The organism is Lactobacillus sp. UBA5813 (assembly GCF_002417895.1).
GTDB lineage: Bacteria > Bacillota > Bacilli > Lactobacillales > Lactobacillaceae > Lactobacillus > Lactobacillus amylolyticus.
This window is the reverse complement of the sequence record NZ_DICZ01000027.1, coordinates 69,545-83,472: the sequence shown is the minus strand read 5'-3', so window position 1 is coordinate 83,472 and position 13,928 is coordinate 69,545. Positions and strand designations below refer to the sequence as shown.

The window sequence follows — 13,928 nt, the reverse complement described above, 5'->3', positions numbered from 1 at the left end:
TTGTCCCAATTCCATTTTGATGTAAACTAACTGCTTTTAATTTTGTTTCAACTGAATATTTGACCATAGTAACACCCCCAGATTTGATTTTCGTCCAACTCTGGGGGTGAACTTCAAGAAATTAATCTACTGGCACTTTTATATTAGAAATTATTTTTTACTTGGTACCTGGGCGCTTCTTCTTTTCAACTTTCTTGCCCATCGTCATGTTGTCGTTGTAACCCCATACCCAAGTTACGATAAAGGCAACGACGATTGATACGGCACTGGCAATTAAGAAAGCGTAGAAGCTATTTAAATTAGTTGGATTCTTAGGATCAAAGAAACTTGAGAAACCAATCAAACCGCCAGTGAAGCCAAACATTGTTCCATGCATCAATCCAGTTACAAGACCACCAAATGCTGAACCAATACAGCCTGAAGCGAAGACTTTCTTGTATCTTAAGTTGATACCATAAATAGCTGGTTCAGTAACACCGCAGAATGCTGAAATAGCTGCGGCAATACCTAATTCTTTCATATCAGCCTTCTTAGATTTAATGGCAACTGCCAAAACAGCAGCACCTTGAGCGATCATAGTTGAGCAAATAATAGCGTTTAATGCACTTTGACCAGTACCTGCAATTTGTTGAGCAACCAAAGGTACGACACCCCAGTGAAGACCGAAGATAACTAATATTTGATAGAAGGCACCGATTACCAAGCCACCGATCCAGCCTGAAGCAGATACCAACCAATTAATGAAGACAGCGATTCCGTTGGCTGCACCTTGAATAACTGGTCCTGTGATTACTAAAGTGATGGTTGAAACAACAAGAATAGTAATTAATGGTACGAAAATCATTTGCAAGTATGCAGGCAATATCCTTTTAAGCCAATCTTCGCATTTAGCAGCAAGCCATGCAGCTAAAATCATTGGGAAAATTGAGTAACTATATTTCAGGAATTGGAAATTCCAAGAACCCAAGCTGAACATGGTCTTAAATTCGGCTCCCCAGGTAACCATTTGCGGATAGGTAAGGAAACCACCAATGACAGCAGCGATAATTGGATCACTGTTTAATCTTTTAGCAGCGGAGAAACCAACAATCACTGGCAGGAAGAAGAATGCCGAATCAGCCATTGCACTAACAGTAATATAAACCGGGCTTTTAACGTTAAGCAAAGAACCAAGTTGTGGCAATGTTAATAATGCCAACAATCCCTTGATAATACCTGAAGCAGCAATTACCCCAATTACTGGACTCATTGAACCAGTAATGAAACCAATCAAATTGCCGAATGCTTTTGAAACAGGGTTGCGATTGTCATTTTCATTAGTTGTTGGAGCAGGGTTATCGCTTAGTCCTGGCAACTGTTTCATGACGGCATCGAAGACATTGGTAACTTCATTTCCAATAACAACTTGATATTGACCACCAGCATGCATGACATCCAAAATTCCGCGTTGATTCTTGAGGACATCATCATTGGCCTTGCTTTCATCTTTTAAGTAGAAACGCAGACGGGTAATACAGTGAATTAAATTGTTGATGTTGTCTTTGCCACCAACATTTTTGATGATAAAGCTTGCCAGCTCATCATAAGAAAGCTTTTTGTCTGAAGTATCTTCGCCGGCTTCTTTCAAGTAAGCGTGAGCGACGATATCACCGGTTTTTGTCGGACCTTCTTCAACGTCTAAACCGTCGATTTTATCATTAGAGTTGGTAATTAATACCATGATGGTGGTATCTAAATTCTTACCTTTAATAAAATCAAGATCCATTGTGGCAATATCTTGACCAGCTTCAACGCTAGCCCCATCTTTAATCAAAATTTCAAATGGTTCGCCTTTAAGTCCAACAGTATCAACACCCATGTGAACTAATACTTCAAGTCCGTCATTAGTAGTAATTCCAATTGAGTGCTTGGTTTCCGCAATCATGGAAATCTTACCACTAACTGGTGCCACAACTTCACCATCTGATGGGGTAAGGCCAAAACCTTGTCCCATTGTTCCTTTACTAAAAATTGGATCACTAGTCTTGCTCAAAGCAATAACTTTACCGTTTGCAGGAGCAAGAATTGCAGTTTCGTTATTCTTTTTCATAGCTTTTTTTCTCCTCTAAAGCGTTTACATTCAATTCACCAATTATAATAAACTTGTCTATACAAGTTGTCAACATATTTTTTGAAAGAGATTACATAAGCATATCTATAGCATTTAAATATTATCTTTACTTGTCTAGACAACGATGATATATTTAAAATGATTTGAGAAAGGAAAGATTGAAATGGCTAAATCAAAATCCGATTTGATTGCGCAAGATATTGCATCTAAGATTCAGCACGGACAATTTAAAGCCGGTGACTTTTTGCCAAGCGAAAATGATCTGACAACCTTATATGGCAGTTCGCGGGAAACGGTGCGCAAAGCATTGCAGCAATTAGATTCAGTAGGTATAATCCAAAAAATAAGGGGAAGGGGATCAATCGTTTTAAATATTGATCGTTATTCCTTCCCAATTTCTGGAATCACAAGCTTTCAAGAATTAAATAAGTCGCTGGGCATGCATGCAGAAACGCAAGTCTTAACTTTGAAAAAAATGCATGATTTGCCTGCCTTGTTTAAGAAAAAATTTCCTGAACAAAAAAAGCAAGCGGGAATTTATCTCGAAAGACTGCGTTTAATTGATGATCAGCCAGTTGTTCTTGATTGCGACTATTTATTCAACCCACCAATTGAAGATTTGCCAAGAGAAGCTGCGGAGAATTCAATTTATGATTATATTGAGAATAAATTGAAGTTGGATATCTCTTATGCGAGAAAGGTGATTACTGTTGAAAAAATTGATCATGAAATGCAAAAGAAATTGTGTTTGGAAGATCGTTTGGCTGTTTTAATTGCTAGTCACAACTTCTTGGGGGATACCACGCTATTTCAGTTGACATTATCTTTCCATAATCCTCAGAAATTTAAATTTGTAGATTTTGCTCGAAGACAAAAAATTAAGCTATAAGGAGAAAAAAGATGACAGATTTAAATAAGAAAGTAATCTATCAAATTTATACCAAGTCATTCTATGATTCTAATGGTGACGGTATTGGCGATATTCCAGGAATTATTTCAAAAATTGATTATATCAAGAAACTCAATGTGGATATGATTTGGTTCAACCCATTTTTTGTGTCGCCACAAAGAGATAACGGTTATGATATTGCCAACTATTATGAAATCGATCCTAGATTTGGAACGATGGAGGATTTTGAAAAACTGGTCAAAAAACTCAAGGAAATCCATATTGGCGTGATGCTTGATATGGTGCTTAATCATTGTTCTACTGATAATGAATGGTTTCAAAAAGCCTTGGCTGGTGATGAAAAATACCGTAAGTTCTTCTATTTGAGAAAAGGAAAGGCTGATGGCAGTCTTCCTAATAACTGGCAGAGCAAATTTGGTGGACCTGCTTGGGCAAAATTTGGCGATACTGATTACTACTATTTGCATCTTTATGATCCATCACAAGCTGATCTTGATTGGCATAATCCAGAAGTTAGAAAAGAACTGTTTAAAGTTGTCAATTTTTGGCGGTCAAAAGGCGTGCAAGGCTTTAGATTTGACGTTATCAATGTTATTGGTAAAGCAGAAAAACTAGTTGACTCAACGGATCCAATTGAAGAAAAGAAGCTTTATACTGATACGCCCGTAGTTCATAAGTATCTAAAAGAGATGAATGCTGCAAGCTTCGGTCAAGATCCTGATAACGTAACTGTAGGCGAAATGTCCTCAACCACTATTCCAAATTCAATTGAATACTCCAAACCTAGTGAGCATGAATTATCTATGGTCTTCACTTTCCATCACTTGAAAGTTGACTATAAAAATGGTGAAAAATGGTCAAAAATGCCATTCGATTTCATGAAATTGAAGCAGTTGTTTACCGATTGGCAAGAGAAGATGGATCAAGGTGGCGGCTGGAATGCGCTGTTTTGGAATAACCATGACCAACCATGGGCTTTAACTCGTTTTGGCGATACAGGCAAATATCGTGAAAAATCTGCAGAAATGCTGGCAACTGCAACCCACTTTATGCGTGGCACTCCTTATATTTACATGGGTGAAGAATTAGGCATGATTGATCCAGATTATTCATCAATGGATGATTATGTTGATGTTGAAGCCAAGAATGCCTTTAAGGAATTAAAAGACAAAGGTTTGAGCGATGAAGAGGCCTTTGAAATTGTGAAAACTAAGGCCAGGGATAATTCACGTGTGCCGATGCATTGGGATAATAGCAAATATGCTGGTTTTAGTCCGGTTAAGCCTTGGCTGATGCCAATGGATCAAGACCGAATCAACGTTAAGGATGAACTTGATCATGGCGAAATCTTTAATTACTATCAAAAATTGATCAAATTACGTAAAGGTGAAAAATTAATTTCTGATGGTCATATCAAGATGTTCTTGAAGGATGACCCACAAATTTTTGCCTATGAAAGATACTTAGATAATAGCGATGAAAAATTGCTCGTGTTCACTAATTTCTATGGCAAGGATCATGAAGCAGAGTTTCCAAAAGAATATCAAAGAAAAGATTATCAGGTATTGCTGAGCAATTATGATCAAAATGGTGAGGTTTTAGGTGAAAAGATTAGCTTAAGACCTTATGAGGCTTTGGCAATCAAGATTAAGCCTGATTTACGAAAGAAATAGATATGTCAAAAAAAGAAGTACTAAGTGAAATTCGAGTTACCCTGGATGTGATTGGTGGCAAGTGGAAGCCTCTAATTTTGCATTATTTAGAAACAGAGGGTACCAAGCACTACAGTGAAATTTTACGTTATCTAGATGGTGCACCTAAGAAGACTCTGACTGCTCAATTAAGAGAGCTGGAAAATGATGGAATTATTTCTCGCAAAGTTATCCCAACGGTTCCCGTGCAAACGGAATACAGCGTGACAGAGCATGGTAAGACGCTTTTCCCGCTGCTTGATATCATGTGTGCCTGGGGTTATCTCAACCAAGATGGCTATGAAATTAAACATGCCACTTGTCCTCCAACCGAAAGGGCGAGAGAAGTAAAGAAAATGCGTTTGCAGAAATTGCAAAACTGGTTTGATGATGATAATTTAGGTGACTGGAAAAAAGAATAAGAGGGTACTCACATGTTCCCTGGGAACAAAAAAGTGCCGTCTTCACAGCCTTTCATAATACTTGTATTATTTGAAGTGTAAAGAATAACAAGTATATTATGAAAGGCTTTTATTATGAAAGAAACAAAATTAGGGAAAACTACTTTAAATATTTCTGCTATGGGTTTGGGTATCATGCGGATGTGTGATAAAACCCCAGAAGAAGCTGCCGCAGCTATTGATACTGCTTACGAAAATGGCATTAATTTTATCGATTCTGCTGACATTTATGGCCAAGGCAAGTCGGAAGAGATTTTTGGTCAAGCATTGAAATTAAGCAAGGTTAAGCGCGAACATCTTTTTATCCAATCAAAGGTTGGAATTGTTGTAAGTCCAGAAAGAAGCCATGACTCAAGAGTTTTTGGTGGCAGATATGAGTTTACTAAAGACTATATTTTGAATGCTGTTGATGGCGTCTTGGATAGAATGGATATAGATTACCTTGACTCACTGCTTCTTCACCGTCCTGATTTTTTGATGGATTTGGAAGGAGTCAAAGAAGCATTTGATATTTTGCAAGCAGAGGGTAAAGTAAGATTCTTCGGTGTTTCTAACTTCAATGTTGAACAATTCAAGATGATGCAAGATGTTGTGAGTCAACCTTTAATGTTTGACCAATTGCAATTTGGATTGATGCACACAGGGATGATTGATACTGGTTTTAATACCAATGTGACAGGAACAGTTGATGCAAACCATGCCCAAGGCTTGATGGAATTCTTAAGAAGAAAGCATGTTACTCTGCAAGCTTGGTCACCATTCCAATATGGTCAATTCGAAGGCACCTTCATTAATAACCCTAAATTCCCAGAATTAAATGATGAATTAGAAAACTTAGCTAATAAATATCAAGTAGGCAAAAATGCAATTGCTGCCGCTTGGATTTTGGCATGGCCTGGTCAAGTACAAATGATCATGGGAACAATGACACCTGCACATATTGCGGATTCCGCAAAGGGTGCTGATATCAAACTGACTCGTCAAGAATGGTATGACTTATACATGGCTGCAGGACATAAATTGCCATAAATAACTAAAAGTTATGGTCTTGCCTATAATCTAAATATTTTCTCTTCAAATCTTTCTGATTTAAAATAAGTAACTGAAAAGAAAAATAGTTGAAAGGGGCTATTTATGAATCAACATCCAGACTTTTTATTAAACAAAATCAATGGTCCAAAAGATTTGAAAAAGTTAAATCTTGATCAAATGAATCAACTGGCCAAAGAAATTCGAACTTTGATTCTTGAAAAAGATGCTGCTGAAGGTGGACACCTTGGACCAGACTTGGGAATTGTTGAAGCTACCATTGCTTATCATTACGTCTTCGACGCACCAAAAGATAAGATCGTTTGGGATGTTTCTCACCAAACTTATCCGCACAAGATGTTGACAGGCAGGGCCCTTGCTTGGCTTGATCCTGATCATTATCAAGATGTAACACCATACAGCAATCCTGACGAAAGCCCATATGATTACTATGCTGTTGGTCATACTTCAACTTCAATTTCGCTTGCTACAGGAATGGCAAAAGCGCGCGATTTAATGGGCAAGCATGAAAATATTATGGCATTAATCGGTGATGGCTCAATGACAGGTGGTATGGCATACGAAGGCTTGAACAACGCCGCCATTGAAAAACACAATCTTGTCGTTGTGGTTAATGACAACCAAATGTCCATTGATGAAAACGTTGGTGGTTTGGTTACCGCTTTAAAGAAATTGCGCGATTCTAATGGTGAAACCAAAGAAAATCCGTTCACTGCAATGGGTTTTGACTACCGCTATGTCGCAGATGGCAACAATATCAAGGATATGATTGATGCTTTCAAAGCTGTTAAAGATGTTGATCATCCAATTTTGCTTCATATTAATACCTTGAAGGGTAAGGGCTATCAACCTGCAATCGATAACGAAGAAGCGCACCACTGGGTAATGCCATTTGACTTGAAAACTGATAAACCAATAAGTCCTGCGCCAGAAGGACCAACTGCAAATTCAGTTGCCCTTGACGAAGTAATTAAACATATTAATAGTGGTGAAAATATTATGGCCATCGATGCCGCTATTTCAGGTGTTTTTGGCCTTGATAAGATCAAAAACGAATATCCTGATCACTACACTGATGTTGGAATTGCGGAACAAGAGTCTGTTGGCTTTGCTGCTGGTGCTGCTAAAGAAGGAGCAATCCCTGTTTTATTTGAGAACTCAACCTTCTTACAACGTGCGTTTGACCAATTATCACACGATGTTGCTGCCAACGATTTGCCTGTTGTCATGATGGTTGCCGGCGGTGGAATTTCTGGTACTTCCAAGACCCACTTAGGAATCTTCGATCAAGTCATGATTTCCAATTTGCCAAACTGGATTTATTTAGCCCCAACAACTTTAAATGAAGAAAAGGCTATGATGGAATGGGCAATTAAGCAGCGCAAGCATCCGGTTGCAATTAAAATGCCGACAAAAGCAGTGCCTGAAGGCAAACAAGTTGAAGCAAATTGTGATGAAATTAAATACCAAGTTAAGAAAGGCAAAGATGTTGCAATTCTTGCTTTGGGTGATTTCTATAGTTTAGGTGAAAAAGTTGCCGACAAGCTTGGTGCTACCTTAGTAAATCCTGTTTCCGCCAATATTTTAGATAAGAACACTTTGGATCAATTAGCCGCTGATCATGAGGTTATCGTAACTTTGGAAGATAATTCTCTTGATGGTGGTTTTGGTGAAAAAGTTGCTAGTTACCTGGGAGCTAAGACCAAGGTATTAAACTTTGGACAAAAACGCGTTTATACTGATCAAATTCCACTCGAACAAATCTATAAAGATAATCATTTAACAGTTGATCAAATTGTAGAAGATATCAAGAATGTTCTCTAAATAATTACAAGATCCCTGACAGGTATTGTCAGGGATTTTTTGTATCTAATAAAACTTTTTCAAAAATACCCTTGTATAAAATAACTTAAGTTATATAATGAAAGCGTCAAGAGGGATAGGATCCCAATAGATAAATTGAATTAGATGATTATAGATATAGAGGTATTTAAAATGAGAAAGTTAGTTAAGATTGTTTCCAGCGTTGTTGTAGCATTAAGTTTCGCAAGTTTGGGTGACCAACAGTAAACGCCGACACGGTTGCGGGTAATTTAACTGATCGAATTTCTAAATATAACTTAACTTTTATTGGCGGAGTTTAAGTTTAATAGGTATTTTAGGTTATGTTTTTTCTCCAAATCCCAACTTATTGCTGCTATTTCGTTTAATTAATGGTACTGCTTTTGTCTTGTGTACTGTCTGCATGGCTACTTGGCTCCATTTGTTTCTATTAACGTCTATCAGATAATTGGCTATCGAATGACCTTGTGCTTATCAGCCACTGCCAATTTGCTGATGATAATTTTAATTCAATTTATTGGCAATCGCGCCAAACCCGTTGTTAACGGAAAGAATAACAAGCATTCCTTTAAGATTATTCAAAAAGATGCTTTGCCGGTAGCTGCAATTATTTGTTTAATGTCAATTCCTTACTTTGCTACTCAAGCAGATATCGTTTCGTATGTAGCAGAAAGACATTTGCATATTTCCGTCGGTTCTTACTTCTTAATTTATGCGATTGTCTTGTTCATTATTAGAATTTCTCTTAAAAGTCTTTTTGATACGGTTCCTTTTGGCAGATGGTTATGGATCTGTAGTTTAGCAACAATTATTTATCTCATTTTACTGGAAATTATGGACAATAATTGGCTGATGGGATTGGCTGCCGCCGGTATGGCTTTAGGGTATGGAATCATGTTTTCAATTGCACAATCTACATCATTAATGCTGGCGCCAATGAGTGAACAGGGCTTGGCTAACTCAACTTTCTATTTAGTTTTGGATATTGGCATGTCGATAGGGCCAATTATTGGCGGCCTTATTGCCGACTACTTACCATTAAGCTGGTTTTATCCCATTATGTTGGTTTTAATTCCATTCATTATTATTTTGTATTTGATTAACGAAGAAAAATTAAATGAAGCAGACATTCGAGAGAATGCCTGCTTTTTGTCTTATAATTAAATCATCAAAATAAAGGAGAAAATAAATGGTAAAACGCTGCTCTTGGGGTAATACTGATGATTTGCTGTATCGTAACTATCACGATCAGGAATGGGGGAAGCTCAACCTAAATGAAAAATATTTATATGAGATGCTGGTCTTAGAAAGTTTTCAGTCAGGATTATCGTGGTCGACGATTCTGCACAAGCGGGAAAATTTTAGAAAAGATTTTGCGGAATTTGATGTAAATAAAGTGGTCCAATTTAATGATGATGATTTTCAAAGATTGATGCAGGATGCAGGAATTATCCGCAATAGGCTGAAGATTAATGCGGCGATTAACAATGCACAAGTTCTTGTTAAATGGTATCATGAAGGTAAAAATTTTGCCGCTTTTTTAACTGAATTTATTCCTAAGCCAATTGATCATCATTTTAAGGCTGAAAGTGATATGCCCGCCAAAGATGAATTATCAACTCAAATTTCAAAAACGATGAAAAAAGCTGGCTTTAAGTTCGTTGGACCAACAACTGTTTATTCCTTCTTACAAGCAGTTGGATTGATTAATGATCATATTGAGGCTTGTGATTTTAGATAAAGTATAAAGCGGTAATTATTTTAACCTACTGTTTTACTTTATTTCATTAAATATTGGCTAGAGTATACTCAAGGTGTTTATAATTTAACTGGTAATATTGTAATCGTTAGATAGAAGACAAAAAATGCTATTAAAACTAGACCATATATCTTACCGAGTTAAAAAGAAGAAAATTCTTCATAATATTTCTTTTTCTTTGAAGAAACACGATTTTTTAACGCTCACAGGCCCATCAGGTTGCGGTAAAAGCACGATTTTGAAATTAGTTGCATCCCTGATTTCCCCCACGACAGGTACGATTTTTTATCAAGATCGGGATATCGCCGAAATTGATCCAATTCAGTATCGCAGAAAAGTTTCATATTGCTTTCAGCAGCCTCTTCTTTTTGGAAAAACAGTCAATGATAATCTCTCTTTTCCTTTTGAAATCCGTAAACAAAATATGGATATGACAAGAATTGACCAATTGCTGAGGTTGGTTGATCTTGATCATTCATATTTGGACAAGAAAAAAGAAGAGTTATCTGGTGGTGAAAAGCAAAGACTGGCACTTATTCGTAATCTATTGTTTATGCCAAAAATCCTTTTGCTAGATGAAGTTACAACGGGTTTAGATGATCAAAGCAAAGAAATCGTTCACCATTTAATTAATGATTGTCATGAAAAAGGAACGACGATTTTGCAGGTAACGCACGATCAAGAGGAGCTGCATTCTGCAAGCAAATTGATGAAGATGACGAAAGAGGGTACCTTAGCATGAAATCATTAGCTGTTAGCAATTGGTCGCTTCTTTTAGCATTCGCCTTAGTTCTTGTTTCAATCGCTATTAGTGCCAAAGAAAAGTTAGGCTTAACTAAGGACATCTTAATTAGTGTTGTAAGAGCAATTATTCAGTTGGCAATTGTTGGTTATATTTTGAAATTTATCCTGCATGCCAACAATCTGATTTTAACAATTGTTTCTACCATAGTGATCATCTTCAATGCTTCGTGGAATGCCAATCAGCGTGATCCAAATTCAAAGCGCAAAATGTGGAATTCAGTTATCGCAATTTTGGTTGGGACTTATATAACATTAGGAATTTTGGTGCTATCTGGAACTATCAAACCGACGCCAATGCAAGTCATTCCAATTACCGGTATGATTGCGGGAAATGAAATGGTAGCGGTTGGTCTTTGTTATAAGGCTTTAAACGACAGTTTCCATGATTTGCAACAACAAATTCTTGAAAGACTGGCATTAGGCAGTGATATTAAAACGGCATGCTTGCCTATTTTAAGAAGAAGTATCAAAACAGCAATGCAGCCGACGATTGATTCAGCCAAAACCGTTGGATTAGTCAACTTGCCTGGGATGATGTCAGGATTAATTTTTGCTGGTGTTAACCCAGTTTACGCGATCAAGTATCAAATTATGATTACCTTTATGCTTTTATCAGCGACAAGTTTAGGTGCGGTAATTGCTGGTTATTTAGCATATCGGAATTACTTTAATGAAAGAAAACAGTTGGAGTTGGATTAAAATGCAGAAATATACGCGATTAGCAACAAAAAAATGATATATCAAATATTATGTTAAGTATTGACGATGCGATAGCCTTTTTAAAACAATCAGGTTCAACTCAGTGGCAAAATGGTTATCCAAATCAAAAGGTGATAGAAGAAGATATTGCTAATAAAAATGGATATGTTTTCGTAGTTGGCAATCAAATTGCAGGTTATGCGGCAGTCATCGAAGGCATTGAACCAACTTACCAAAAAATAGATGGTTCTTGGCATAATGAACGTGATCCGTACGCAACCACTCACCGTATTTGCTTTTCTTCTAATTATCAAGGGCAAGGTTTAGCGAAGATTTTTATTTCAAATATTGTTTTGCTTGAACTTAGCCGCGGAATTAGAAATTTACGTGTTGATACTCATCGCTTAAATATTCCGATGCAAACATTGGCCGAGCATAATGGTTTTAAATATCGGGGCATTATTCAATGCAATGATGAAGTAGATCCGGATCGTTTGGCATATGAATTAAATTTATAGTGTTTTTTATTTGAATCTACGTCTCAAGAGTGTATACTGTTTAGTTAAAATATTAGAAAGGACATGGTTACAAATGAAGTTTATTAACACCAAAATGAAAATGATTATCAATGGCTTATTAACTTTAACCGGTTTAGCCATGTTGTTTTCAGGATTAATTATTCAAATGAATGAAGCAAGCAATTTTGACGCTGGTCAAAGACTTGCTACCGCAGGCCCAACACTTGCACTAATTATTGTTAGTGTAATGATGGTCATCGGTTTTGGGATGGCCTTTTTTAATAGCTGGGCAATCATGAACAACCATCATGCTAAACATGTTGTTAAAGCTGCATAATTGATAAACTAATAATAAAAGAAAAGAGAGTGATTTTTGATCACTCTCTTTTTTTACTTTTTGAGCAGCAATAATAATTGTACCGGCGACTTCACTCGCACCAATCCGAGAATTTCACGAACTTGATATCTTTTGGTTTCTTTAACTGATAATTCGCGGATTTTATTGGTAAAATTAATGTCGCCATTTGAAGAAAGGAGAATCGTACCTTCTTTCTTAACCGTGTCACAATAATCGATTAGATATTTAAATTCTTTTTGGGCTAATGCGACATTTGTCTCATTGGTTAGTGGGCTTGAAACTTGGGTTACATTTTGATAATCTTGATCATTTGCCTTTTTTCAAGCCTGCTAGAATTTCATTTTCTATTTCGTTAAGAACTTCGTCTTTATCTGAATAATAATGATAAAAAGTTCTGGCGCTAACTTCTGATTTCGCAATAATATCTTTGTTTAAAATATTTGCTAATGGTTTTTCTTTAATGCAGTTAAGCAAAGCCATTTTAATTTTATTCTTGGTTACAACACTTCTGACGTCCATTAGAATGCCTCACTATAACTTGATGCTAAAAGTTGAGTTTAGTAGTTTTTTTGCTTCTTTAACAGAAATCGTATCGGTAAAATCAAGCCAGTTAAGAATGAAGACCAACTTGCTGTCAACATAAGAATTCAATTGAAGCTGAATGTAATTATTAACAACAAAATTGCCTTCAAAAATAATTTCAAAGCTGTCTTTGAATTTCTCTTCAACAACCTGCTTGATTCTTTCCCATAAGGCAAGATCACCATTAGCGGAAAGCAAAATCCGCGTACTCTCGCAATGATAAATGGCAAATTGCAACACATCATTCATGATCACGCTTCTAATTTCCTTAACTTGATCATCGATTTTTTGCTCACGATTGATTTCATTTCAATCGTACTTTCTATTATTGCTTTTTCTGGATTAATTTCTGGTGCAAGCTTTGCTAGTCATATGGGTTGGCTTTCTTTGCCAGTTTTGGCTTGTTTGATTATCGGCATAATCGCCTTGATCTTCTATGTCAGAAGACAGCTGAAGCTTAAGGTACCGGTTTTGAATATGAAGGTCTTTAAGCACCGCAATTTCACCTTGGGTGCGATCCTTGTCATGATCGCCTTTGGCATTATTTTGTCAGCAATGTACCTGTTGCCACAATACTTGCAAAATGGTTTGCTGGCTGCTGTTACTTCAGCAGGAATTATCATGTTGCTAGGTGGATTGGTTAATGCTATTGTTTCAGCAATCGCCGGAAGAATGTATGATAATTTTGGTGCAAAGTGGCCTGCTAGAATTGGCTTTTTGATTGCTCTTGTTGGGGCATTAATGCTAGCACTAGTGACAACTCATTCTTCAATTGCATATGTCATTGCTGCTCATATTATTCTGATGATCGGGGCACCACTAGCAATGTCTCCATTACAAACTTCAGCTTTGAATTCATTGAAAGGGCTGGAATCTGCCGATGGATCAGCAATCTTGAATACCATGCAACAGATTGTAGGTGCTTTGGCAACAGCTTTAGCTACTAGCTTCTTAACGATCGGACGAAATGCCGTAAACGGGTCTGCTGCATTTAAGTTTACAAATGGCGTTCACTACGGAATGTATTTCACTTTTGCCTTGGCAGCAATTGGTTTTATTGTTGCTTTGTTTGTAAAAGACGATGGCAAATACAATGACTAATTTTTATAAAAAAGAAAAGATGTCCGGCGATGGTCCAGGCATC

At 36.8% G+C, this 13,928-nt stretch carries 13 protein-coding genes and 2 pseudogenes; 12 read left to right on the top strand and 3 right to left on the bottom strand.

Translation table 11 applies throughout. The features are described 5' to 3' along the window. Positions 1-157: 157 nt before the first annotated feature. The gene (locus B2008_RS05545) at positions 158-2,089 is read right to left on the bottom strand and encodes a glucose PTS transporter subunit IIA (protein ID WP_281828365.1); all 1,932 of its coding nucleotides are present in this window, start codon (positions 2,087-2,089) and stop codon (positions 158-160) included. A gap of 184 nt (positions 2,090-2,273) precedes the next feature. Between B2008_RS05545 and treR the strand changes: the two genes are divergently transcribed. From treR to B2008_RS05490, 11 genes and pseudogenes are all read left to right on the top strand, one after another. After that, complete coding sequence (treR, locus tag B2008_RS05540; protein WP_281828363.1) at positions 2,274-2,999, top strand: trehalose operon repressor; 726 nt, start codon at positions 2,274-2,276, stop codon at positions 2,997-2,999. Positions 3,000-3,010: 11 nt separating this feature from the next. Further along, complete coding sequence (treC, locus tag B2008_RS05535) at positions 3,011-4,693, top strand: alpha,alpha-phosphotrehalase (RefSeq protein ID WP_281828361.1); 1,683 nt, start codon at positions 3,011-3,013, stop codon at positions 4,691-4,693. Between the two features lie 2 nt (positions 4,694-4,695). Next, positions 4,696-5,133: a winged helix-turn-helix transcriptional regulator gene (locus B2008_RS05530; RefSeq protein WP_281828360.1), complete on the top strand. Its 438-nt coding sequence runs from the start codon at positions 4,696-4,698 to the stop codon at positions 5,131-5,133. A 114-nt stretch (positions 5,134-5,247) separates the two neighbouring features. Further along, entirely contained in the window at positions 5,248-6,201 is a 954-nt protein-coding gene (locus B2008_RS05525; RefSeq protein WP_281828359.1) for an aldo/keto reductase, read from the top strand. A gap of 105 nt (positions 6,202-6,306) precedes the next feature. Continuing rightward, a complete protein-coding gene (locus tag B2008_RS05520) occupies positions 6,307-8,046 on the top strand; it encodes a 1-deoxy-D-xylulose-5-phosphate synthase (RefSeq protein ID WP_281828358.1) in 1,740 nt (579 codons plus the stop codon). Positions 8,047-8,475: 429 nt separating this feature from the next. Further along, positions 8,476-9,228 carry an MFS transporter gene (locus B2008_RS05515; RefSeq protein WP_281828357.1) on the top strand — a complete coding sequence of 251 codons (753 nt, stop codon included), beginning with the start codon at positions 8,476-8,478 and terminating at the stop codon, positions 9,226-9,228. Positions 9,229-9,253: 25 nt separating this feature from the next. Next, positions 9,254-9,805, top strand: coding sequence for a DNA-3-methyladenine glycosylase I (locus B2008_RS05510; RefSeq protein ID WP_281828356.1), 552 nt, complete (start codon positions 9,254-9,256; stop codon positions 9,803-9,805). A 124-nt stretch (positions 9,806-9,929) separates the two neighbouring features. Next, entirely contained in the window at positions 9,930-10,565 is a 636-nt protein-coding gene (locus tag B2008_RS05505; RefSeq protein WP_281828355.1) for an ABC transporter ATP-binding protein, read from the top strand. Beyond that, a complete protein-coding gene (locus B2008_RS05500) occupies positions 10,562-11,326 on the top strand; it encodes an ABC transporter permease (RefSeq protein WP_281828354.1) in 765 nt (254 codons plus the stop codon). The genes B2008_RS05505 and B2008_RS05500 overlap by 4 nt, the downstream gene beginning before the upstream one ends. A 1-nt stretch (position 11,327) precedes the next feature. Further along, positions 11,328-11,844: pseudogene (locus B2008_RS05495) on the top strand (GNAT family N-acetyltransferase). Between the two features lie 73 nt (positions 11,845-11,917). Further along, complete coding sequence (locus B2008_RS05490; protein ID WP_281828353.1) at positions 11,918-12,181, top strand: hypothetical protein; 264 nt, start codon at positions 11,918-11,920, stop codon at positions 12,179-12,181. 327 nt (positions 12,182-12,508) lie between these two features. Here the strand turns inward: B2008_RS05490 and B2008_RS05485 are convergent, their stop codons facing one another. Further along, entirely contained in the window at positions 12,509-12,721 is a 213-nt protein-coding gene (locus tag B2008_RS05485) for a TetR/AcrR family transcriptional regulator (RefSeq protein ID WP_281828352.1), read from the bottom strand. 12 nt (positions 12,722-12,733) lie between these two features. After that, positions 12,734-13,033, bottom strand: a complete 300-nt coding sequence (locus B2008_RS05480; RefSeq protein ID WP_281828351.1) for a hypothetical protein — start codon at positions 13,031-13,033, stop codon at positions 12,734-12,736. A 48-nt stretch (positions 13,034-13,081) separates the two neighbouring features. Here B2008_RS05480 and B2008_RS05475 point away from each other — a divergent pair. After that, a pseudogene (locus B2008_RS05475) lies at positions 13,082-13,885 on the top strand (MFS transporter); the annotation flags it as partial. Positions 13,886-13,928 lie beyond the last annotated feature (43 nt).